General features: G+C 74.5%; 18 protein-coding genes and 1 pseudogene. 7 read left to right on the top strand and 12 right to left on the bottom strand.

Annotation, left to right across the window (positions count from 1 at the left end; genetic code table 11):
* Positions 1-76: 76 nt before the first annotated feature.
* Entirely contained in the window at positions 77-463 is a 387-nt protein-coding gene (locus K8Z49_RS14390) for an ATP-binding protein (protein WP_033333332.1), read from the top strand.
* Positions 464-545: 82 nt separating this feature from the next.
* Here K8Z49_RS14390 and K8Z49_RS14385 read toward each other — a convergent pair whose 3' ends face one another.
* Genes K8Z49_RS14385 through K8Z49_RS14375 form a run of 3 tightly spaced genes read right to left on the bottom strand, consistent with a single transcriptional unit; the run spans position 546 to position 3,402 of the window.
* Positions 546-1,697: a DUF6745 domain-containing protein gene (locus K8Z49_RS14385; RefSeq protein ID WP_412519182.1), complete on the bottom strand. Its 1,152-nt coding sequence runs from the start codon at positions 1,695-1,697 to the stop codon at positions 546-548.
* A 10-nt stretch (positions 1,698-1,707) separates the two neighbouring features.
* Positions 1,708-2,034 (bottom strand): hypothetical protein, encoded by a 327-nt coding sequence (locus tag K8Z49_RS14380; RefSeq protein ID WP_021595624.1) that lies wholly within the window; start codon positions 2,032-2,034, stop codon positions 1,708-1,710.
* A 39-nt stretch (positions 2,035-2,073) separates the two neighbouring features.
* The gene (locus K8Z49_RS14375) at positions 2,074-3,402 is read right to left on the bottom strand and encodes a threonine/serine ThrE exporter family protein (protein ID WP_021595623.1); all 1,329 of its coding nucleotides are present in this window, start codon (positions 3,400-3,402) and stop codon (positions 2,074-2,076) included.
* Between the two features lie 196 nt (positions 3,403-3,598).
* Between K8Z49_RS14375 and K8Z49_RS14370 the strand changes: the two genes are divergently transcribed.
* A complete protein-coding gene (locus K8Z49_RS14370) occupies positions 3,599-5,692 on the top strand; it encodes a RecQ family ATP-dependent DNA helicase (protein WP_412519180.1) in 2,094 nt (697 codons plus the stop codon).
* 183 nt (positions 5,693-5,875) lie between these two features.
* Here K8Z49_RS14370 and K8Z49_RS14365 read toward each other — a convergent pair whose 3' ends face one another.
* Complete coding sequence (locus K8Z49_RS14365; protein WP_021595621.1) at positions 5,876-6,382, bottom strand: pyridoxamine 5'-phosphate oxidase family protein; 507 nt, start codon at positions 6,380-6,382, stop codon at positions 5,876-5,878.
* Between the two features lie 6 nt (positions 6,383-6,388).
* Positions 6,389-7,507, bottom strand: coding sequence for a serine hydrolase domain-containing protein (locus tag K8Z49_RS14360; protein WP_075024323.1), 1,119 nt, complete (start codon positions 7,505-7,507; stop codon positions 6,389-6,391).
* Between the two features lie 470 nt (positions 7,508-7,977).
* Between K8Z49_RS14360 and K8Z49_RS14355 the strand changes: the two genes are divergently transcribed.
* Positions 7,978-9,003: a LysR family transcriptional regulator gene (locus K8Z49_RS14355; RefSeq protein ID WP_200871946.1), complete on the top strand. Its 1,026-nt coding sequence runs from the start codon at positions 7,978-7,980 to the stop codon at positions 9,001-9,003.
* Between the two features lie 46 nt (positions 9,004-9,049).
* Here the strand turns inward: K8Z49_RS14355 and K8Z49_RS14350 are convergent, their stop codons facing one another.
* The gene (locus tag K8Z49_RS14350) at positions 9,050-9,238 is read right to left on the bottom strand and encodes a hypothetical protein (protein ID WP_021599642.1); all 189 of its coding nucleotides are present in this window, start codon (positions 9,236-9,238) and stop codon (positions 9,050-9,052) included.
* 149 nt (positions 9,239-9,387) lie between these two features.
* Entirely contained in the window at positions 9,388-10,311 is a 924-nt protein-coding gene (locus K8Z49_RS14345) for a carbohydrate kinase family protein (protein WP_021599641.1), read from the bottom strand.
* Positions 10,312-10,479: 168 nt separating this feature from the next.
* Here K8Z49_RS14345 and K8Z49_RS14340 point away from each other — a divergent pair.
* Positions 10,480-12,916: pseudogene (locus K8Z49_RS14340) on the top strand (GNAT family N-acetyltransferase).
* A gap of 2 nt (positions 12,917-12,918) precedes the next feature.
* Here K8Z49_RS14340 and K8Z49_RS14335 read toward each other — a convergent pair.
* Positions 12,919-13,224 (bottom strand): hypothetical protein, encoded by a 306-nt coding sequence (locus tag K8Z49_RS14335; protein WP_143118799.1) that lies wholly within the window; start codon positions 13,222-13,224, stop codon positions 12,919-12,921.
* Positions 13,225-13,309: 85 nt separating this feature from the next.
* On the opposite strand from K8Z49_RS14335, the gene K8Z49_RS14330 reads away from it, so the two are divergent.
* The 3 genes from K8Z49_RS14330 to K8Z49_RS14320 all read left to right on the top strand — a co-directional run bounded on the left by K8Z49_RS14330 (position 13,310) and on the right by K8Z49_RS14320 (position 16,189).
* Positions 13,310-13,891, top strand: coding sequence for a DUF5998 family protein (locus K8Z49_RS14330; RefSeq protein WP_024936637.1), 582 nt, complete (start codon positions 13,310-13,312; stop codon positions 13,889-13,891).
* Between the two features lie 275 nt (positions 13,892-14,166).
* Positions 14,167-15,288 (top strand): alkaline phosphatase family protein, encoded by a 1,122-nt coding sequence (locus tag K8Z49_RS14325; RefSeq protein ID WP_412519177.1) that lies wholly within the window; start codon positions 14,167-14,169, stop codon positions 15,286-15,288.
* 70 nt (positions 15,289-15,358) lie between these two features.
* Positions 15,359-16,189 (top strand): sulfurtransferase, encoded by an 831-nt coding sequence (locus tag K8Z49_RS14320; RefSeq protein WP_021600132.1) that lies wholly within the window; start codon positions 15,359-15,361, stop codon positions 16,187-16,189.
* A 15-nt stretch (positions 16,190-16,204) separates the two neighbouring features.
* Here the strand turns inward: K8Z49_RS14320 and K8Z49_RS14315 are convergent, their stop codons facing one another.
* Genes K8Z49_RS14315 through K8Z49_RS14300 form a run of 4 tightly spaced genes read right to left on the bottom strand, consistent with a single transcriptional unit; the run spans position 16,205 to position 20,909 of the window.
* On the bottom strand, positions 16,205-18,721 hold the full coding sequence (locus K8Z49_RS14315) for a CHAT domain-containing protein (RefSeq protein WP_412519175.1): 2,517 nt from the start codon (positions 18,719-18,721) through the stop codon (positions 16,205-16,207).
* Complete coding sequence (locus tag K8Z49_RS14310; protein ID WP_083598454.1) at positions 18,718-19,167, bottom strand: hypothetical protein; 450 nt, start codon at positions 19,165-19,167, stop codon at positions 18,718-18,720. Before K8Z49_RS14310 ends, K8Z49_RS14315 begins: the two co-directional genes overlap by 4 nt.
* A complete protein-coding gene (locus K8Z49_RS14305; protein ID WP_111829738.1) occupies positions 19,164-19,688 on the bottom strand; it encodes an RNA polymerase sigma factor in 525 nt (174 codons plus the stop codon). The genes K8Z49_RS14310 and K8Z49_RS14305 overlap by 4 nt, the downstream gene beginning before the upstream one ends.
* Positions 19,689-19,721: 33 nt before the next feature.
* Complete coding sequence (locus K8Z49_RS14300; protein ID WP_412519172.1) at positions 19,722-20,909, bottom strand: S8 family peptidase; 1,188 nt, start codon at positions 20,907-20,909, stop codon at positions 19,722-19,724.
* Positions 20,910-21,176 lie beyond the last annotated feature (267 nt).

The following is a 21,176-nucleotide window of genomic DNA, read 5'->3' as shown; positions in this document are numbered from 1 at the left end:
CCGGAGCGCGCGGATCCCGTGCACGACCGCCCCGGAGGGCGCATGCTTGCGTTAGCCGGCGAGCCTAGGCGGTTCCGTGGACCATCGAGAACGACCCCACTTCATCCTCGCGCTGAAACCCGTGGACGCGGCCGTGCGGGCCGCGCGCGACACGGTGCGCGCGGCGCTGGACGGCTGGAACCGCGCCGACGTCAACGGCGACCTGGAGCTCATCACCAGCGAGCTCGTCACCAACGCGATCCGGCACGCGAACACGATCACGCTCGTCCTCTACCTGCTCGACGACGCGACCGCCATGGTCGAGGTGTGGGACGACAACCCCGAGGGCCCCGCCGCGCCCATCGTCGACCTCCACGCCGAAGGCGGGCGCGGGCTCATGCTCGTCGGCGCCCTCGCGCGCTCCTGGGGCTGGCGTTCGACCGCCGGAGGGAAGGTCACCTGGGCGCAGACCATCACGTCGTGAACGGGCGGGCGTCCTCTGGTTACTGGGGAAGTGCGACCAGGGGACGCCCGCCGGGCCGGGTGCGCCCCGGCCGTCGAGGGGCTCAGGTCTGCTTTTCTGGGCGGTAGTCGTCCTCGTCCACGCCGAACGTCCAGGCGACCCCCGCGCGTGCTGTGCGGGTACCGGGCGGGACGCGCAGGTAATAGGTGCGGTGCGTGCCGTCCGGCTCGGGAGTGGAGTTGACCACCTCGACCATCACCACCGGCTCGTCGCCCGGCAGCTCGATCGACCACAGGACGCCCGTCTCGTCCCGGTGCAGGGGACGCGCGCCGGTCTCGGCCAGGTAGCGGTCGTAGCCGAAGATCTCCAGCATGACGCGGCGCAGCTCGGCGTTCTGCTCCGACGAGATGCGGTCGGGCGTGAGGCCGGTCAGCGACGCGACGAAGTCGTGCGGGATCGGCATGCCGCGCCAGGCGTGCAGCGCGAACCCGTCCGGGTAGGCCAGGGCGGGGCCGTCGCCGCGGTGCAGCCGGCCCGGCTCGTCGCGGTGCAGCTCGCTCGGCCGCTCGGTGAGGATCGCCAGCCGCTCGTAGGGCCACCACCATCCCGCCGAACGGGCGGCCTCCGCCAGGCCGGCGAGCGGGCCGTCCAGCCGCCCGAGCGACTCGAACAGCGCGAGCCACGGCGCGTCGTGCTGGCCCAGGACCGCGTCGAGCGTGACGGCGCGCAGCAGGGACTCCGCCGCGCTCTGCTGCGGGGTCTCCTCCCGGTTCCCGGCGCCGCCCGGCCGGCCGTGCGCCTGCTCGCCGATCGCGCCGCGCACCCGCGCGACCAGCGCCTGCACCTGGTTCCAGAGCAGGCCGCCGGTCTCCGCCCATGTGCGCGGCCACTGCTCCGGCCCCTGTTCGGAGCAGGCGGCCGCACGTTCCTCCTCCCAGGGGCGGGTGCGCACCTCCGGCAGGACGCTCCCGCCCGCCTCGCCGTCACCGAGGTCGGCCCGCGCCTGTTCGACGAGGCCGCCGAGACCGGCCGCCTCCAGCGCCTCGCCATGCCCGGCGATGACGGCCGCCGCGACGGCCCCCCGCGCGGGGGAGGGCACCCAGACGTACCGCTCCGGCGCGTCCAGCCCCGCGGACGCGTAGGCGGCGGCCACGCCCGCCTCGGCCCGGGCACGGTCGGCGGGAGCGGCGGTGAACGCCACCGCCTGCCAGTCGCCGACCACGAAGTGCGTCTCGCGTACCGTTCCGGTGAGCATCGCGGCCACCTCAGTCCGCCACGACGCGGACGGACCCGGGCACGTACTCGCGCTGCCGGATCACCCGGTACCAGCCCTTGGGCAGCGTGATCGGCGCGTGCTCCTCGTGCACCAGCCGCCCGCCGGACGGCAGGTGCAGGTGGTCCGGGACGAGCGGGTCGGGCGTGCGCAGCAGCGAGCCCGGCGCCGTCAGCGCGTGCGCGTGCCCCGTCGCCTCGCCGAGCGCGAGCACCATGCGGCCCCTCCCGTCGCGCGGGGACGGCGGCAGGCCGCGCACGGACTGCGGGACCGCCTCCTCGGGCACGGGCAGGATCAGGACGTCTCCCTGTCGGTACATGCGGCGAACGTAACGTCCGCCACCGACAAAACGGCGGGCTCAGAAGCCGCGGGTGCGGCGGGCGGCGGGGCGCGCCCAGCGCCCGGACGCGCTCAGGCCCACCCGCTGGAACGCCCGGACGAGCTCGCCGCCGAGGTTGACGCCGGCGCCGAGCGCGAGGGCCACCGACACGGCGGTGATGAGGCTCAGCACGCCCGCCTGCGGCGAGCCGGTGTTGAGCTCGACCATGCCCCGGTAGAGCGCGGTCCCCGGCAGGAGGGGGCCGATCGCCGGGACCACGTACGGCATGACGGGCTGCCCGTGCCTGCGCGCGAGCCAGCTCGCCGCCACACCGACGATCGTGGCGGCCACGGCCGAGGCGAGGACCGGCGGCACGTCCCACCCGCGGGCCAGCACGTACAGCACCCAGATCAGCGCGCCGCCGAGCGCGGTGGCCGCCAGCACGTCCCGCGGCGTCGCCAGGGACACCGCGAACGTCAGCGAGATCGCGGCGGCGGCGATGACCGCGACGGGCTCCAGCTTCGCCGACGGGGTGGGCAGGTGGCGGACGTCGATCGGCACGCCGAGGCTGACCGCGAGGTAGACGACCGCGCCGAGCCCGGCGACGATCGCCGCGATCATGAAGAAGACCTCCAGCACCCGCGCCCCCGCGCTGACCAGGTCACCGGTGATGCCGTCCTGGATGCTCGCCACGAGCGGGCGCCCCGGCAGCAGCGCCAGGATCGCGCCGGTCACGATCGTGGCGGCCTGGCCGGGATTGCCCATCGCCACCACCAGCACCGCCGCGGTGGCGCCGATCGCGGCGGCCACCGCCAGCTGGAAGAACTCGGCGACGCCGCGGCGCGCCAGGTAGGCGGCGGCGCGGTCGCCGAGGAGGGTGGCGACGAACGCGGTGGTCGCGACGAGCGGTCCACCGCCGGACAGCACACTGCCGGACGCGGAGATGAGCCCCAGCGACACCACGAGCAGCCAGGCCGGGTACGGGGGGCGGCCCCGCTTGATCTGCGCGAGCCGCTTGTGCGCGTCGTCCAGTTCCAGCATGCCGATGGACGCGTCCTGCACGAGCTGGTGGAGTGCGGTGAGCCGCCAGTAGGCCGGGGTCCGGCGGCGGATGGCGCGCGTTCCCGTCATGGGCGGCGCGCCCCCGCCCGGGTGGGCCGACACCAGGAGGCTGGTCAGCGTGACCTGCACCTCGCAGCGGGGGAGCTCGTAGGCCACGGCCAGGCCGAGCATCGCCTCGTTCACGCGCTCCGTCGTCTCGCCGCTGGCCAGGAGCAGTTCACCGACCCGCAGGACGAGGTCGACGGCCCGGGGATCGACGACCTCGCCGGGCTCTTCCTCGTGGGGTTCCGGGGTCGACCCGTCCATCAGGACCTGCCACGTTCGCCGCAAACGTTCAGCCGCGCCCATACCCCTGCCCGTGCCCCTTTCCGCCCTGGAAGCCGATCTTGACTGGCAGGCTACCCACGTCCCCGGTGTCCGAAATCCGCGCCGCCCGGCCTTACCCTTTGCACAGAACGTGATTCTGGTGCGGTGTCTTCCACGGCGCTGGTACCAAGGACGCATGAGCACTTCGGACGGACTCCGGGACGAGGCCGAACGCTGCCTGCGCGCCCTCGCGGGCGACCACGCGCGGCTCCGCGACGACCAGTGGACGGCGATCAGCGCGCTCGTCGTCGAGCGGCGCCGGGCCCTGGTCGTCCAGCGGACGGGCTGGGGCAAGTCCGCCGTGTACTTCGTGGCGACCAGGCTGCTCCGCGAGCGCGGCGCCGGCCCGACCGTGATCGTCTCGCCGCTGCTGGCGCTGATGCGCAACCAGATCGACGCGGCCGACCGGGCGGGCATCCGCGCCCGCACGATCAACTCGTCCAACACCGGCGACTGGGACCAGATCTTCGCCGAGGTCGAGGCGGGCGCGGTCGACGTCCTGCTGGTCAGCCCCGAGCGGCTCAACAACCCCGACTTCCGCGACCTCGTGCTGCCCAAGCTCGCCGCCGGCGCCGGGCTGGTGGTCGTCGACGAGGCGCACTGCATCTCCGACTGGGGCCACGACTTCCGCCCCGACTACCGGCGGCTGCGCACCCTGCTGGCCGACCTGCCGCCCGAGATCCCGGTGCTCGCCACCACCGCGACCGCCAACGCCCGCGTCACCCAGGACGTCGCCGAGCAGCTCGCGGGCGCCGACGCCCTCGTCCTGCGCGGCCCCCTCGAACGCGAGTCGCTGCACCTCGCCGTGGTGACGCCGCCCACCGCCGAGCAGCGCGTCGCCTGGCTGGGCGAGCACCTCGGCGACCTCCCGGGCTCCGGCATCGTCTACACCCTCACCGTCGCCGCCGCCCACGAGATCACCGGCTACCTGCGCGACCGGGGCCACGAGGTCGCCGCCTACTCCGGCCAGACCGAGCAGGCCGAACGCCTCCAGGCCGAGCAGGACCTCCAGGACAACAAGCTCAAGGCCCTCGTCGCCACCAGCGCCCTCGGCATGGGCTTCGACAAGCCCGACCTCGGCTTCATCGTCCACGTCGGCGCGCCGCAGTCCCCGGTGGCCTACTACCAGCAGATCGGGCGGGCCGGACGCGGCGTCGACCGCGCCGAGGTGATCCTGCTCCCCGGCCGGGAGGACCGCGACATCTGGGCCTACTTCGCCAGCCTCGCCTTCCCGCCGGAGCACATCGTCCGCGCCACCCTCGACGTCCTGGACGCCGCCGACCGGCCCCTCTCCACCGGCGCGCTGGAGCCGCTCGTCGACCTGAACCGGGCCCGGCTGGAGATGATGCTGAAGGTCCTCGACGTGGACGGCGCCGTCCGCCGCGTCAAGGGCGGCTGGACGTCCACCGGCGAGCCCTGGTCCTACGACCGGGAACGCTACGAGCGCGTCACCGCCGAACGCCGGCGCGAGCAGCAGGCCATGCTCGACTACATCTCGACCACGGCCTGCCGCGAGGAGTACCTGCGCACCCAGCTGGACGACCCCGCCGCCGCCCCCTGCGGCCGCTGCGACAACTGCACGGGCCGCCACCGGCCCGCCGAGGTCACCCGCGAGAGCGTCACCCGGGCCCGCGACCGGCTGCACCGTCCCGGGGTCGACATCGCCCCCCGCCGCATGTGGCCCACCGGCGTCAAGGACGACCTGGGCGTCTCCGGCCGCATCAAGCCGGAACTCCAGGCCGAGACCGGCCGCGCCCTCGGCCGCCTCACCGACATCGGCTGGGGCAACCGCCTGCGCGACCTCTTCGCCGCCGACGACACCGACGTCCCCGCCGACCTCGTGGACGCCGTCGTCCAGGTCCTCGCCGCCTGGGACTGGCCCGCCCGCCCCACGGGCGTCGTCACGATCGGCTCCCGCTCCCGCCCCCGCCTGGTCACGACGTTCGGCCAGAGCATCGCCCGGATCGGCCGCCTGCCGTACCTGGGCGAGCTGACCCCACTAGGCGACCCGACCCCACGCCGCCACAACAGCGCCCAACGCCTCCGCTCCGTCTGGCACTCCCTGGCCGTCCCCACCGACCTCGCCACCGCCCTAGCAACCAACCAGGGCCCCACCCTCCTAGTAGACGACCGCATAGAAACCGGCTGGACCATGACCACAGCCACCCGCCTCCTAAAAGAAGCAGGCGCCACCGAAATCCTCCCCCTGACCCTGGCCACCCCCTCCTAACCCAACCCGCCCCTCTCATTTGGCAACCACGTAAAGACGGGTGGACCATGACCGCCGCCACCCGCGTCCACGAGGACACCGGCGATGGCGCGGGCCCTTCCCTGGTGCTGGCGGCGTCGTAGTGACCCCTCGTGGACCCACCCGCACCGCGCATCGCGCATCGATTGCTGCGGGTGCGGGGGGTCAGTCCGTGGGGAGGTAGCGGGTCTGGCCGAAGGTGCCTTTGGCGAAGGCGAGGATCTTGGTCGGCCGCACCGCCAGGACGAGCGCCTCGCCCACCTCGTGGGCGAAGCCGGTGTCGGTCACCTGGTACTGCCACTCGCCGTTCCATTTGGCGGCCCAGGCGGTGGCGAGGCGTTCGAGGAGGGCGCGGTCGGTGACGCGCCGGGCCTCGCCCTCGACCATCACGTCCAACCCCCGGTCCCAGTCGTTGCGGCCGGTGGTCAGGACCACATGGGCATTGGCGCGGAGGTTCAGGGCCTTCTGCTCTTCGGGCCCCGTCGTGAAGTACAGGGCGTCGTCGAGCCACACGGCCACGAGCGGCGTGACGTGCGGGCGCCCGTCGGACCGGACGGTCGTGATCCAGAAGAGCTGGGCGCCCTCCAAGGCCTCGCGTGTGGTCGCCCACGGCGTCGCTTCGGCGGCGGGATCACTGAAGCGCTCGTCGAGCCGGGTCACCGGGTTCTGCATGGTCGCTCACTCCGATCGGGTGGGAAAGGCTTCCATCACGATGCGGTCGATCTGCGAGACCGCCGCGAGGTCGAACCCGAAGCGGTTGCGCATGACCGCGACGGCCACCCCGGAGTCGATGTCGGCGTAGGCGGCCGAGCCGTTCATCCCCACCATGCCGAACGTCGTTCCGGGTCGGCCCTGCGCGCCACCGGGCCGGAAGGTGCTGAAACCGAAGGCCGATTCGGTCGGTATGCCCATCACCTCGTCCATGCCCTGGTACTTCACGGCCGCCATGTCCGAGAGGCGGGCGGCGGAGACGAGACCGACGCCGTCGACATGGCCGAGGAGACCCGCGTAGACGCGGGCCGCCCCGCGTGCCGACATGGTCCCGGCGGACGGGATGTCGGAGCCGAGGACGTCGGCCCGGTTGGCATACGCGGCGTCGGACCTGATGCCCGGCGGGATCGCCCTGTCCGCCGGAGACCCCGGCGCCGGAGGCTCCGGCGGCGCCCCCTCCGGCGGCTCCTGCCGGGCGACACGATCCAGCAGGACGTCCGGAACCCCGAAGTGCACCTCGTCTTCGACACCGAGCGGACGTGTGAGGACCTCCCTCAGCCACCACGACAGGGTCCGCCCGGTCGCCCGCCGCACGATCTCGCCGAGGAGGAAGCCGAACGTCTGGGCGTGGTAGCCGAAGCGTGTCCCCGGCTCCCACCAGGGCTCGGACGCGGCGAGCACCGCGCACATATGTTCCCAGTCGCACAGATCCTCGACCGTGGTGTCGTACGGCGGCCCGGGGACGCCCGCCGTGTGCAGCAGCACGTGGCGAAGCGTCACCCCTTCCTTGCCGTGCGCCCCGAACTCCGGCCAGACGTCCACCGCACGCAGGTCGTAGTCGAGCTCCCCACGCTCCACGAGCACGTGCGCAACCGCCGAGGCGATGCCCTTCGCGGTGGAGGCGGCGTAGAACAGCGTGTCCGGCGCGACGGCCGGCCCCCGCCGCGAGTCGGCGACGCCCCCGACCACGTCCGCCACCACCCGCCCGTCCGCGACCACCGCCACCTGCAAGCCGACCTCGCTACCGGACGCCACGAGCCCATCGACCACCGCCTGAACCCGGCCCTCCACGTCATCGCCGCTCATAAGGCCACAATCCTCATCCACGCTTCTCATTTGACCGCCCACACTCTCCTCCTACCCACGGCCGGGGAGGTTGCGGGTGGGGTGGGGGCGTCCGCCCGCGCGCCCCCGTTGGCGCGGGCGGGACGATTGGGGCCGGCCCGTGCGCGCGGCCCCGCGCACGGGCCGGCGTCCGGTCCCGGCGCCGCGGCGGAGAAGGGCCGCGGCGAACGGGAGTCGGGCACCGGGCGGCGGCCCCGGCGGCCGGCACCGCCGGGGCTCGCCCGGGAACGCCGCCGTCCTGGTGGGACGGATGACGGCGGCGAAGGGAGTGGTCCGTCGAGGTGAAAGTGTTCTAGAGGTCAGGAAAGTCTGTCCAGTTGTTTGGGAGAACATCTTGGGATAAGTTCAGGCGGAAATGTCATCATTTCCCGTTCAGTTGACCGCGCGGCCATTTCCGCGGGGCGCCGGAAGAGGTAGTAATGTCCCTCCCCGTGTCACCGACCCTCGACGCCCTTCTCGACGGCCCGCCAGGGCTTCTCGACATGACGTTCGACCAGCTCCGGACCCTCCTGGTGGTTCACGAGACGGGGTCGGCGCTGAGGGCGGCGCGTGTCCTCGGACGCGAGCAGTCGAGCGTCCAGAAGCAGCTCGACACGCTGAACCGCACCAGCCAGACCCTGTGCGGTGAGGTCCTCACCGTCCGGCAGGGCCGCGGAAGGGACTTCCTCTTCACCCCGACCGGTGAGGCGACGGTGGAACTGGCGCGCGGCACCTTCGAGAAATGGCTGGAGTCCATTCATCTGAGCCGGCGCCGGCTCGGCCGCATGCTGACCGTCGGCACGACCGAGTTCACGCTGCCGATCGTCTCCCGGGCCTGGAACCGCGTCTCGGAGGAGTTCCGGCAGCGCGAAGTGGAGTTCAAAGTCCTGCACGTCCGCACGAAGGACGTGTGGTCGCGGCTGGAGAACCGCCAGGTCGACCTCATCTGCGGCAGCATCGTCAGCACCCAGGAGGGCGACCTGCGGCTGAAGGAGTACGAGGTCATCGAGTACGCGCGGGGCCAGGCGCTGCTGCTCACCAACCTGCCGGAGTCCGAGCTGCCGGACGCGGCCGTGGAGACCAGCGGCCTCGGCCGCGTCCCGCTCGTGGTGCCGCCCGCCGGGCTCGTCGCCGACCTGCTCGCCACCTGGTACGGGACGAACTTCCGCGAGCGCCTCAACGTCGTCGCCGACATCGACGACGTGCACTACGGGCTGTCGCTGCTCAGGTCCGGATTCGTCCGCGGCTGCATGATCGTCACCGGCTCGATCGGCCGCGGAATGGCCGCGCAGGAGGACCCGGACGCCGTTCCCCTCCGCACCATCGGCCTGCACGACGACCTTGAGCCCAAGGCCGAGCTCATGACGGGCGCCTTCGTCCGCCGCGCCGACCTCGAACGCTACGACGCGGGCCATCCCCTCAACCGTCTCTGGGACGCGGTCAAGGAGGACGTCCGCACCTACACCCCCCTCGCCTGACCACCGACACGACTCCTTGCGCGCGTGTGAGGGGCGGAACTCGCGGCTAGCCGCCGGTGATCGGTGATGGGCTCGGCCGGGCGTCGAGCTCGGCGACGAGCGCGCGGAACGCGTCCGGGTCTCCGATGACCTCCTCGACCTGGTCGGGCCGCCGGTACAGGCGGTGGTAGCGGGCACCGATGGCATCAGGATCGGCTTCGCCCCCGCCGGGAACGACACCCGAGGCGATCGTCACCGTGGCCGCGTGAACGCCGGCACCAGATCAACGCCGGCCGGCAGCGCTACGACACAGCCCGTCAAGACAACTGATCGGCACCCCGCGACGCGGCGGAGACCAGCGGCCGAAGGGTCCAGGGGAGGCCCCTGGACCCCACGCGAGCCCGGTTACTTGATCTGGTTGTCGACCACGTCGAGGGTGGGGCGGGCGCCCAGGTGCTGCATGGCGCGGGCGGCCAGGCGGCAGCCGGCGGTGAGGGCGTCGGCGGGTTGCTTGCCGTCCAGCCAGGGCGGGAGCAGGCCGGCGACGAACGCGTCTCCGGCGCCGGTGCCGTCGACGATCTTGTCGACGGGCTCGGCGGAGACGGTGATCGGTTCGGGGCGGCCGTTGGTGTACCAGAGGGCGCCGTCGGCGCCGCTCTTGATGACGACCTGCGGGTACCAGGCGGTCAGCACCTTGGCGGCCTGCGCGGGGGTGTCGCGGCCGGTGAGGATCTCGGCCTCTTTGGCGTTGACGACGAGGAGCCGGGCGCCCTGCGTCCACTCCAGGAAGGGCTCCGCGCCCATCCGCTTGAGCGGGGAGGAGGAGCCGCCGTCCACGGAGACCGACATCTGCGCCTTGCGCGCGAGGTCGAGGGTGTGGATGGCGGCCTTGCGGGAGCCCTCGTTGATCAGCGAGTAGCCGGACAGGTGCAGGTGGGTGCCCTGGGAGAACAGGTCCTTGCAGCGTTCGATGTCCTCGGGGAGCAGCGCGCCGTTGGCGCCGGGGTCCGACAACATCGTCCGGTCGCCCTTGTGGGTGACCATGACGACGCAGGTGCCGGTGGGACGTTCCTGGTCCATGACGAGCCGGGCGTCGACGCCGTAGCCCATCAGTTCCATGTCCCGGTTCCGGCCGGCGATGTCGGAGCCGCGGCGGCCGACGAAGGCGGCGTCGGTCCCTTCCACGGCGAGCCATGCGGCCACGTTGGCGCCGGAGCCGCCACCATGGATCGTCACGGCGGCGGGCGTGTCGCTCCCCTTGGCCAAGGGGTAGGCGGCACGCGCCACGGTGTCGGTCATAAGATCGCCGACCACGACCACGCGCGTCATGGAGTCATCACCTCGATCAACACGGCCCGCGCGAGCGGCAATTCCGGGCGTGTGGTTGACCGTAACAGCTCTCGCGCCCCGATTAGGTCTCGAACGCGCAGCGAAAACCAAGGAAGCCGGTTTTTTCTCGCACGGGCGGCGGCGCCCCCGTGCCTTACCCTCGGGTACGTGACCGAGCGTTACCCGGACCACTGGGAGGCCGACGTCGTCCTCAGCGACGGCGGGACGGCCCATCTGCGCCCCATCCGGCCCGAGGACGCCGGTCTGCTGCGCACGTTCCACGCCCGGCTGTCCCCGGAGTCGATCTACTACCGGTTCTTCTCGCCGCGCCCGCGCCTGTCCGACCGCGAGGTCGAGCACTTCACGACCGTCGACCACGACCGGCGGGTCGCGCTGATCGCCACGATCGCGGGGGAGATGGTGGCGGTCGTCCGGTACGACCGGCTGGCCGACCGCCCGGAGACGGCGGAGGTCGCGTTCCTCGTGGAGGACGCGCACCAGGGCCGCGGGGTCGGCCCGGTGCTGCTGGAGCACATCGCCGCCGCGGCGCGGGAACGGGGCGTGCGCCGGTTCGTCGCGAGCGTCCTGCCCGACAACCGCAGGATGACGCGGGTCTTCCGGGAGGCCGGCTACCGGGCGGAGCAGCGGTTCGAGGAGGGCGTGATCGAGCTCGTCCTCGACCTGGAGCCGACGGAGACGTCGCTGGAGGTCATGACGGCGCGCGAGCACCGCGCCGAGTCGCGGTCGATCCAGCGGCTGCTGTTCCCGCGGTCGGTGGCGGTGATCGGGGCGAGCCGCGCCGAGCACAGCGTCGGGCAGACCGTCCTGCGCAACCTGCTGTCCGGCGACTTCTCCGGCCCCGTGTACCCGGTGCATCCGACGGCCGTGGCGGTGGCCGGGGTCCGCGCGTACGCGTCCGTCCTGGAGATCCCGGACGATGTGGACCTCGCGGTCGTCGCCGTCCGGGCCGACGCCGTCCACGAGGTCGTGGAGGAGTGCGCGGGCAAGGGGGTGCGCGGCCTGGTCGTCGTGTCGTCCGGCTTCGGCGAGGTGGGGGACGAGGGGAGGGCCGCCCAGGAGCGGCTGGTCCGGCTCGCCCGCGCGTACGGGATGCGCGTCGTCGGGCCCAACTGCCTCGGCGTCGCCAACACCGACCCGGACGTGCGGCTGAACGCGACCCTGGCGCCGACCCTGCCGGGACGGGGCCCGGTGGGGTTCTTCTCCCAGTCCGGCGCGCTCGGCATCGCCATCCTGCAGCGGACGGCCGAACGCGGCCTCGGCCTGTCCACGTTCGTGTCCGCCGGGAACCGCGCCGACGTGTCCGGCAACGACCTGATGCAGTACTGGGAGGAGGACCCGGAGACCAAGGCCGTCCTTCTCTACCTGGAGTCGCTGGGGAACCCCCGCAAGTTCACGCGGCTCGCGCGCAGGCTCGGCCGCCGCAAGCCGATCGTGGCGGTGAAGAGCGGCCGCAGCACGCAGGGCGTCCCGCTCGGGCACGCCGCGCGGGCGCTCACCCTGCCCGACCACGCGGTCAGCGCGCTGTTCGAGCAGGCCGGCGTGATCCGGGTGGAGGACCTCGCGGAGCTGTTCGACGTGGCGCAGGTGCTGGCCTACCAGCCGCTCCCGGCCGGCGACCGCATCGCGATCATCGACAACTCCAACTCGCTCGGCCTGCTGGCGCAGGACGAGGCCGTCGCGCTCGGCCTCGACGTCCGGCCGCGCATCGACCTCGGCCCCCGCGCGGACGCCGACGACTACGAGGCCGCGCTCGCCGGGGCGCTGGACGACGACACGGTCGACGCGGTCGTGGCGCTGTTCACGCCGCCGACGATCGGCGGCTACGACGTGCGCGTCCCCGAGAAGATCCTCCGGCTGGCCGCCGAGGGCCGCAAGCCGATCGTGGCGACCTACCTCGGCACCGAGGGGATGCCCGCCGACCTGCGCGTGCCCGGCCCGGACGGGACGGCGGCGGAGGGGTCCGTGCCGTCCTACGCCTCCCCGGAGGACGCCGTCCGGGCGCTGGCGTACGTGATCAGGTACGCGCTGTGGCGGCAGCGTCCCACCGGCCGGACGCCGGTGCTGGAGGACGTGGACCGCGACCGGGCGCGGGAGCTGGTCGCGGGATGGCTCGGGGACGGCGGCCCGGTCGAGGCCACCCCCAAGCAGGCGGCCGAGCTGCTCGGCTGCTACGGCATCGAGGTCGCCGACGGCGGCGACGGGGTGCCGACCCGCATCGTCGTCCGCGAGGACCGCTCGTTCGGCGCGCTGATCTCCTTCGGGATCGCCGACGAGACCGCCGACCTGCTGGACGACCGCGCCTACCGGGCTGTCGCCGCTGGCGGACGCGGAGGCGGCGGAGATGATCCGCGCGATCCGCACCGCGCCGCTGCTGCTCGGGCACCGCGGCGCCGAGCCCGTCGACACCGCCGCCCTCGAAGACCTGCTGCTGCGCGCGTCCCGCCTCGGCTACGACCTCCCCGAGGTGGCGGTGGAGCTGGACCCGGTCGTGGCCGGCGGCGCGGGCGCGACGGTGCGCTCGGCGACGCTCACCCTGGAACGTCCGCTCGGGCCGCGGCCAGAGCTGGGGCCGCGCCGCCTCTGACGTCAGCCCGGGGGCGGCGGCGGGCTCGGCTCCGGCGTCGGCGGGACGGGATCCGGCTCGGGCCCCGGCGGGATCGGCTCGGGAGGCGGCGCGGGCGGCGTCGGCTCCGGCGCCGGACCGGGGGGCGTGGGCTCCGGCGGCGGGCCCGGCGGCACCGGCTCGGGCGCGGGACCGGGCGGAACGGGCCCCGGCGGCTGCGGCGCGGGGCCGGGCGGCGGCGTGGGCGGCACCGGTGGCTGCGGGGGCGGGGCCGGGTCCGGCGTCGGCGGCGGCACCGGCGGCGGAGTCGGCAGGGGATGCTCGTCCATGCCCACCCCCTACCCCGCCCGCGCCCGGATCACCGCGCACCCCGGGTCATGTGCGCGTCCGTCCCGGACAGGGCAGGATGGGGCCATGAGGGAAACCCGAGCGACCGTCAGTGGGCTGCGCACGGCGATCGAGCGCAGCGGTTACTACCCGGCCCTGGTCGCGGACGCGGTCGAGTCGGCGGTCGGGGACGAGCACGTCACCGCCTACGTCGTCCACCACGAGGCGACCTTCGACCCCGCGATGGAGGTGCGCAGGCACGTGACCGTGCTCGTGCTGTCGGCGAGCCGGCTGCTGGTGTGCCACACCGACGAGCACCCGCCGGGCGAGGGGATGACCCGGCCGCACGCGTCCACCACCACCGAGGCGGTGAAGCTGGAGCGCGTCCAGTCGGTCGCGGTCACGCGGGTCGTCCCGGACCCGGCGTCCTACGTGCCGGGCGTCCCGCCCACCGAGGTGGTGCTGACCATCGGCTGGGGGGCCATCGCGCACATCGACCTGGAGCCCGCGACGTGCGGGGACGAGAACTGCGAGGCCGACCACGGCTACACCGGCAGCGTCACGGCCGACGACCTGTCCTTGCGGGTGAGCGAGGCCGCCGACGGCGCCGACGCCGTCCGCCAGGTCCTGGCCTTCGCCGAGGAACTGTCGACCGCGACCGCCCGGTGACCGGAGCGGAGCCTCCGCGCGGCGGAGGACGCCGGGCGGTCCGCTCGTGCGGGGGGTGCGGGGGGTTGTCCCCCCGCGAGGAGGTGGTCCGGTGACCGGAGCGGAGCCTCCGCGCGGCGGAGGGCGCCGGGCGGTCCGCTCGTGCGGGGGGTGCGGGGGGTTGTCCCCCCGCGAGGAGGTGGTCCGGTGACCGGAGCGGAGCTTCCGGGGAGCGGTGGGCGGCGGGCGGTTCGTTGGTGCGGGGGGGGGTTGTCCTCTCGTGAGGGGGTGGTGTGGTGACTGCTGAGGAGCTTTCGGTGGCGCGGTACGGGGGCGGGGCCCTTGCCGATCTGGCGCCCTCCGTGCTGGCGTCGCTGGGCGTCCCGGGTGCGGTGAACGTGCTGGGGGTTCCCGAGGTGTCGCGCGTGTGCGTCCTCCTCGTGGACGGTCTCGGCTGGGAGCAGCTCAGGGCGCATCCCGGCGAGGCGCCGTTCCTGAACGCGATGGCCGGCGGCCCGATCACGTCCGGGTTCCCGGCGACGACCGTGACGAGCCTCGCCTCGCTGGCGACCGGCGTCCCGCCCGGGGAGCACGGGCTGCTCGGCCTCCAGGTCGCGATCCCGGGCGCCGGCCGGCTGCTCAACTGCCTGCACTGGAAGGACGACGACCCCGACCCGGCGGAGTTCCAGCCGGTCCCGACCGCGTACGAGCGGGCGGCGGCGGACGGGGTCGAGGTCGGCTACGTCTCCCTCCGCCAGTACAAGCGCTCGGGGCTGAGCCGCGCCACCGCCCGCGGCGCCGCCTACCTGGCCGCCGAGGGCCTCGGCCAGCTCGTGGGACGGACCGAGCTGGCCCTGCGCCGGGGCGAGCGGTCCTACGTGACCGCCTACCACCCCGACCTGGACTCCACCGGCCACCGTTTCGGCGTCGGCTCGGCGGACTGGCGCCACCAGCTCCGGTTCGTCGACATGCTCGCCCAGCGCATCGCCGAGGTGCTGCCGTCGGGCTCGGCCCTGCACGTGACGGCCGACCACGGCATGGTCGACCCCGCCGAGCGGATCGACGCGGACACCGTCCCGGAACTGCGGGACGGTGTCGCCCTCCTCGGCGGGGACGCACGCGCCCGGTACGTCTACAGCGCGCCGGGCGCCCACGGCGACGTGCTCGCCGCGTGGACGGAGACGCTGGACGGGCGGGCGTGGGTCGTCCCGCGCGAGGAGGCCGTCGCGCGCGGCTGGTTCGGTCCGGTCGGCGACGGGATGCTGGGGCGCGTCGGCGACGTGGTCGCCGTCCCGCACGCCGACCTCGCGATCGTCGCGACCGAGCGGGAACCATGGCTGAACAGGATGGTCGGCATGCACGGCTCCCTCGTCCCGGCCGAGCAACTGGTGCCGCTGCTCGGCACGTCCCGGCCCTGATACCTGGGGAGTTGAGATGAGTCCCGATTCGCCCCTCCCTAATCGGGGCATCGGCGGTCAAACTGGCGATGTGCACCCTCTCATCGAAGTGCCCGCGCTGGACCGGCTGCTCCGGCGGCAGACGCCCGTGGTCCTGCTGGACGTCCGATGGCATCTGGCGGGACCGCCGGGGATCGAGTCCTACCGCAGGGGGCACCTGCCCGGCGCCGTGTTCGTCGACCTCGACCGCGACGTGGCCGGCCCGCCCGGCCCCGGCGGCCGGCATCCCCTTCCCGAACCCGTCGTCTTCGAGGCCGCCATGCGCCGCGCCGGCGTCTCGGCGGACAGCATGGTCGTCGCCTACGACGACGCCGACTCCACGTCCGCGGCGCGGGTCTGGTGGTCGCTGCGCTACTTCGGGCACGACCGGGTCCGCGTCCTGGACGGCGGCTACCGCGCCTGGACGGAGGCGGGCCTCCCGGTGACCACCGCGGAGCCGGAGCCCAAACCGGGCGACTACATCGCCAACCCGGGCCGGCTGCCCGTCCTGGACGCCGAGGGCGCCGCCGAGCTGGCGACGGCGGGCGTGCTGCTGGACGCCCGCGCCGCCGAGCGCTACCGCGGCGAGCAGGAGCCCGTGGACCCGGTCGCGGGGCACATCCCGGGCGCCCGCAACGCCCCCACGTCCGGCAACGTCGGGGTGGACGGCCGGTTCCTGCCCCCCGAACTGCTCCGCGAGCGGTTCGCGCAGCTCGGCGCCACGGACGCCCTCGACGTGGGCGCCTACTGCGGGTCCGGCGTCACCGCGGCCCACGAGATCCTCGCCCTCACCCTCGCCGGGATCCCCGCCGCCCTCTACGTCGGGTCCTGGTCGAACTGGGTGACCGACCCGTCCAACCCGATCGCCACCGGCGAGAACTGACCGGCCCGCCCGGCGTCAGCCCGCGCCCATCGCGAGGAACCCGGCCGTCGCCGGCGCCCGGGGGATCGCGGCCAGGGCGCGGGCGGGGCTCAGGCCGGCCGCGAGGGAGGCGTGGAAGGCCGCCATGAACGCGGGGGTCGCCTCGTCGCGGACCGGGGTGACGCTGGCGATCACCGTGGCGGTGCCGAGCGCGAGCAGGGCGCCCGCCATGCCGAGGACGGCGTCGCCCCCGTCCGCGCGGCCGATGTCGCAGGCGGACAGGACGACCAGGCGCGGCGGCGCGGCCAGCTCGTCGAGGTCGTGGACCAGCAGCGGGCCGTCGGCGAGGCGCAGGCGGGAGAACAGGGCGTTCCCCTCGCGGAACTCGCCGTGGGCGGCGATGTGGGCCAGCGCCGCGCCGTCGAGGGCGTCCCGGACGGTCTCCGCCCGCGCGCCGTCGCCGTCCAGGACGACCGCCTCCGGGTGAAGGCGGTGCAGCGAGGCGATCTCCTCGCCGGCGTGGTGGAGGTCCGGGCCCGCCACGAGGACGGTGTGCCCGCCCGACGGCGCGCGCGTGCGGGCGTGCAGCCACGCGCCGGCGGACGGGACGATCGCGTGCGGGCGTCCGGCCAGCGAGGGGAGCACCGCCCACGGCAGGCCGTGGAGGGCGCCGGTCGGGGCGATGACCAGCTCCCGGTCGCCGAGGACGGGACGCGGCGGGGCGAGCAGGAGCCGGTCGAGGCGTCCGGCGGTGGCGGTGAGGGCGGACAGCGCCGCGGTGTCGTCCCGCTCGGCGAGGCGGCGGGCGGCGAAGCGCAGCAGGCCGATCTCGCGGAGGGCCTCCTCGCACGGCCCGAGGTGGTGGCGGCGCGGCCGGCCGTCGGCGACGGTGACGGCGTGCAGCTCGCCGCCGATGTCGACCAGCTCGACCAGGGCGCGGTCGCCGAGCGCCGCGGCGATCTCGGTGGCCGCCCCCGAGCACGGCGGGGACGCGCCGGACGGCCGGCGCCGCGTCCGGGCGCGGATCGCCGCCTCCAGCTCGGCCATCCGGGCCGGCGGCGCGGACGGGACGCCGCCGCGGGCCGTGTCGGCCGTGTGGTCGACGCTGAGGGAGCGCAGCGCGGCCAGCGCGGCGGCGCGCTCGGGGTCCCGCGGCGGCCGGACCCGGACCGGGCGCGCGATCGCCCGCCGCCGCTCCTCCACCGCGAGCAGCTCCCGCGCCGAGCCGGCGAGGCGGAGGCCGAACCCGGCCAGCTCGGCGGCGCATCCCGCCGCGCGGGCGCGCAGGTCGAGCGCGTCGAGCACCTCCGCGTGCTCCTCGGTCACCTCCAGGCCGTTCCTGACCGCCGCCACCGCGCCGCTGTGGTCGTCGCGCGCCGCGCGTTCGAGGGCCAGCGCGTGCCAGGCGGCGATCCGGGCGGGCGCTGGGCCGCGGGACCGTCCGACGGAGGTGAGCAGATGCCCCGCCGGACGTCCCAGCGACAGCGCCACACGCGCGGCGACGATCCGGGCCTCGTCGGCGGCGTCGGACCAGCCGCCGCCCTCCAGCCGGTCGGCGACCGCCACGGCGGAGCGGAGCAGGACGGCGGAACGCTCACCGCACGCCCACCGGGCCTTGAGCAGCAGATGCTCGGCCAGGAGCATCCATCCGGTGCGCTCCTGCTCGGCGAACGTCGTGCGGGCCTGTTCGGCCGCTTCCGTGGCCCGTTCGGCGTTGCCGTCGGCCAGCTCGGCGTGCGCGAGGAGCAGGAAGCCGTCCGCGACGTCGCATCCGTAGCCGTGCTCGATGGCCGCGTCCAGGGCGGCGGTCAGGACGGGGCGGGCCTCGCCCGGCAGGCCGGCCATGATGAGCGTCTCGGCCTGGTCGAACCGGCACTGCGCGAGGCGTTCGCCGGTCAGGCCGGGTTCGGCCTCGGCGAACAGGTCGAGCGCGCGCGGGACGTCCCCGCGCCGCGACGCCACGAACGCGAGGTTCCCCTTCGACATGGCCGTCTGGTGGCGCAGCCCCGCGGCCTCCCCGACGGCGACGGCTTCCACCAGCGCCTCCTCCGCACCGACGTGGTCACCGCGGAACGCCCGCGCCAGACCCAGATTGGTCAGCAACCCGTTGAGCGCGGCGGGGTCGTGTCCCTCGCGGAGGCGGGGCAGGGCGTCGGCCGCGACATCGTGCGCCTCGTCCAGCCGTCCGGCCCGCGCCAGCGCGCATGCTCTGTTCGCGGCGAGGCGATCCGCGTCGAGACCGCGCAGGGCGGTCTCCGCACGGGACGCGTTGGCCAACGCCTCGGTGACGTCCCCGCGTGCGGTAAGCAGGCCGACCAGGTTCATCCGCACCTGAGCCGCCGCATACGGGTCGGACCCGGACGCCAGTTCCAGCGCACGATGCAGGAAGGCGAGCCCTTCTTCCAGCCTCCCCAGTTCCTTGGCCGCCAGCCCGGCCACCCGCAAGGCGAGGATTCCGCCGCCGCTCTCAAGGAGGGTCTTCGCCCGCGCGAAGGCCGCCGCCGGGTCCATGGCGGCCATCCGCAGGAGCGCGCGCTCGTCCCGGCCTGTCACAGCCGGACCCAGCTCGTGACGACCGATGCCCCGCCGTCCAGCCGGAAGACCAGGCTGACCAGCCCGGACGGGACGCGCGGCAGGCAGAACAGCCCGCCCGGCTCGGCGCGCGCGGTGAGCGCGCCCGCCGTCAGGTCGCGGTGCCGGACCTGGACCAGCGCCGCCGCGGGCGGGACGAGCCGCCCGGTGATCTCGCGGTGCCGTCCGTCCCGCGTCACCTCGATCTCCACCGTGCGGTCCGGGCACGCGAACGTCAGCGTGCGGCCCGCGCCGCCTCGGACCCCGGCCGCCGCGCGCCCGCCCCGGTCGAGGGCCAGCTCCGCGAGCGCCGCGGACGGCGTCCGCCACGCGATCGACGCGCGAGCCGCCGCCAGGACGTCCGCGGGCACCGGGTCGAGGATCTCGAAGGCGTCCCGTACCTGCGCCATGAGCTCGTCGTCGTTCACGGGACGAGCCTCCGCAGCGCCTCCACGCAGCGCGCCCGTGTCGGCCCGACGCTGCCGAGGGGGATGCCGAGGGCGGCGGCCAGCTCGGCGTGCGTCGGCGCGAGCGCGAACAGCCGCAGCAGCGTGCGGCACCGCCGCGGCAGCGCCTCCAGCGCCGCGCCGACCAGGCCGAGCCGCTCGCGCGCCGCGACGACCCGGTCGGGGCCGGGCTCGGGCGCGCGCGGCGCGGGCACCGCCGGCAGCTCCCGGCCGCGGCGGCGCAGCAGCCGCAGGCACTCGTTGCGCGCGGTCGTGGCCAGCCAGCACGCCGTCGCGGCGGGCTCGCGCAGGCCGTCGATCCGCTCCACCAGCCGCAGCCAGGTGGTCTGCACCACGTCGCCCGAATCGGCGTCGTTCAACCCGTGCGAGCGGGCGATCGACCACAGCAGCCCGCTGTGCCGCTCGACCAGCCGGGCCCACGCGTCACCGTCGCCGTCGCGTGCCCGGACCACCAGCTCGTCCGTACCGTCCCTGTGGGCCACCGAAGTCTCCTCCCGAGGCCCCCCGCTCCTCGTTCACCCTAGGGCATCGGACGCTGACGAAGCGTGAACTTCGGTGCCGAGATCCGCGCGAACCCGATGCCGCGCCGGATCGAGGACGCGATCGGCCGCCGCGGCGGCGTCGATGCCCTCCACCGCGGCGAGACGGGCGATCCGCCCGGCCACGACCGGCGCCGCGAACGAGGTGCCGCTCCAGGTCGCGTAGCCGTCGAACCGGTCCGGGTCGATCCCGCCCTCGGCCGTCCGCCGTCCGTCGAACCGCACGAAGGTGCTGGCCACCCCGACGCCCTGCGCGCACGCGTCCACCCACCAGCCGTAGTTGGAGAACCAGGCCCGGTCGGCGTCGTCCAGCGCGGCGACGGCGATGACCGGTTTCATGGCGGCGGGCCAGAACGGGCGGTCCGTCGCCGCGTTCCCCGCGCACGCCACGACCACCGTGCGGCGGCCGAGCGCGGCGACCGCCTGCGCCAGCACGGGCGACGGCCGGTCGTCATAGGTGTGGCAGCCGAGCGAGATGTTGACGACGTCGGCGCGCTTCCGCTCGGCGAGCCATTCCAGCGCCCGGATCACGTCGAGTTCGTCGCCGACCCCGTCACCGCCGATGACGCGCCGGGCCCACAGCTCGGCGGACGGGGCCTGCGACAGGACGACGCCCGCGATGAACGTGCCGTGCCCCGCCTGCGCGTCGAGGTCGAAGTCCAGGTCGGCGTCCAGGACCTCCGCCACCTCGGCGCGCTGCTCGCGGTACCACTCGGTCTCCGCGTACCAGGGATGCGGCGCCAGGCCGGTGTCGAGGATCGCGACGGTCACGTCCCGCCGTGCCGCGACCGCCTCGGGGGCGGGCACGGGCGGTGCCGGACGGGGCCGGTCCGCGGGCCCGCTCCACCACATCGGCTGCCCGAGGACGAGATGGTTCGGCGAGACGCTCAGCCGGCGGTGCCGTCCACCGGAGCCGAGCGCGGACGCGAGCTCGCACACGTCCACCTTGGCCGGGGGACGCAGCCGCAGCCGGGTGGTGCCGCGGCCGTCGTGCCGCGAGTCGCACCATCGGCGGACCAGGTCCTCGGCGGCCGCGGCGTCCCGCCCGGCGACCAGGATCTCGTCGCGGCGGATCAGCGCCGGCCGTCCCGGCAGCGGTTCCACCACGACCGCGTCCGCGTGCCGCGCGAGCACCCGGTCCAGCCGTGCCTGCTGGTCGAACATTGAGTCCCTGCCTTCCCCGGACCGTCCCTGCGCCCATGGTGCCGGATCGGCGACGGTGCGTGACAAGAGATCAACCGAAAGTACTCAGTTGCGGTCACGCGAAAGATGAGGTCGCCTTGTGCGCTTTGCGCCCGCGGCCGGCCCGCGAAGGCCTACCCTTATCGCGCGAGCCGGGTGAACGGCGAGCATCCCGTGATCAAGTGTTCGACAAACAGCGAATCCACGGTGGTGCGACACGGGCCGATGATGCACAATGAGGGACGCGGA

Source organism: Actinomadura madurae, from assembly GCF_047130825.1.
Taxonomy (GTDB): Bacteria; Actinomycetota; Actinomycetes; order Streptosporangiales; family Streptosporangiaceae; genus Spirillospora; species Spirillospora madurae.
The sequence above is the reverse complement of the archived record's forward strand: the minus strand, read 5'-3'. Positions and strand labels throughout refer to the sequence as shown.

Bases quoted from the DNA above. Each gene is read 5' to 3' on its own strand.
- K8Z49_RS14385 (WP_412519182.1), bottom strand. From the start codon at position 1,697: ATGCTCACCGGAACGGTACGCGAGACGCACTTCGTGGTCGGCGACTGG.
- K8Z49_RS14380 (WP_021595624.1), bottom strand. From the start codon at position 2,034: ATGTACCGACAGGGAGACGTCCTGATCCTGCCCGTGCCCGAGGAGGCG.
- K8Z49_RS14375 (WP_021595623.1), bottom strand. From the start codon at position 3,402: ATGGACGGGTCGACCCCGGAACCCCACGAGGAAGAGCCCGGCGAGGTC.
- K8Z49_RS14370 (WP_412519180.1), top strand. From the start codon at position 3,599: ATGAGCACTTCGGACGGACTCCGGGACGAGGCCGAACGCTGCCTGCGC.
- K8Z49_RS14365 (WP_021595621.1), bottom strand. From the start codon at position 6,382: ATGCAGAACCCGGTGACCCGGCTCGACGAGCGCTTCAGTGATCCCGCC.
- K8Z49_RS14360 (WP_075024323.1), bottom strand. From the start codon at position 7,507: ATGAGCGGCGATGACGTGGAGGGCCGGGTTCAGGCGGTGGTCGATGGG.
- K8Z49_RS14345 (WP_021599641.1), bottom strand. From the start codon at position 10,311: ATGACGCGCGTGGTCGTGGTCGGCGATCTTATGACCGACACCGTGGCG.
- K8Z49_RS14335 (WP_143118799.1), bottom strand. From the start codon at position 13,224: ATGGACGAGCATCCCCTGCCGACTCCGCCGCCGGTGCCGCCGCCGACG.
- K8Z49_RS14330 (WP_024936637.1), top strand. From the start codon at position 13,310: ATGAGGGAAACCCGAGCGACCGTCAGTGGGCTGCGCACGGCGATCGAG.
- K8Z49_RS14300 (WP_412519172.1), bottom strand. From the start codon at position 20,909: ATGTTCGACCAGCAGGCACGGCTGGACCGGGTGCTCGCGCGGCACGCG.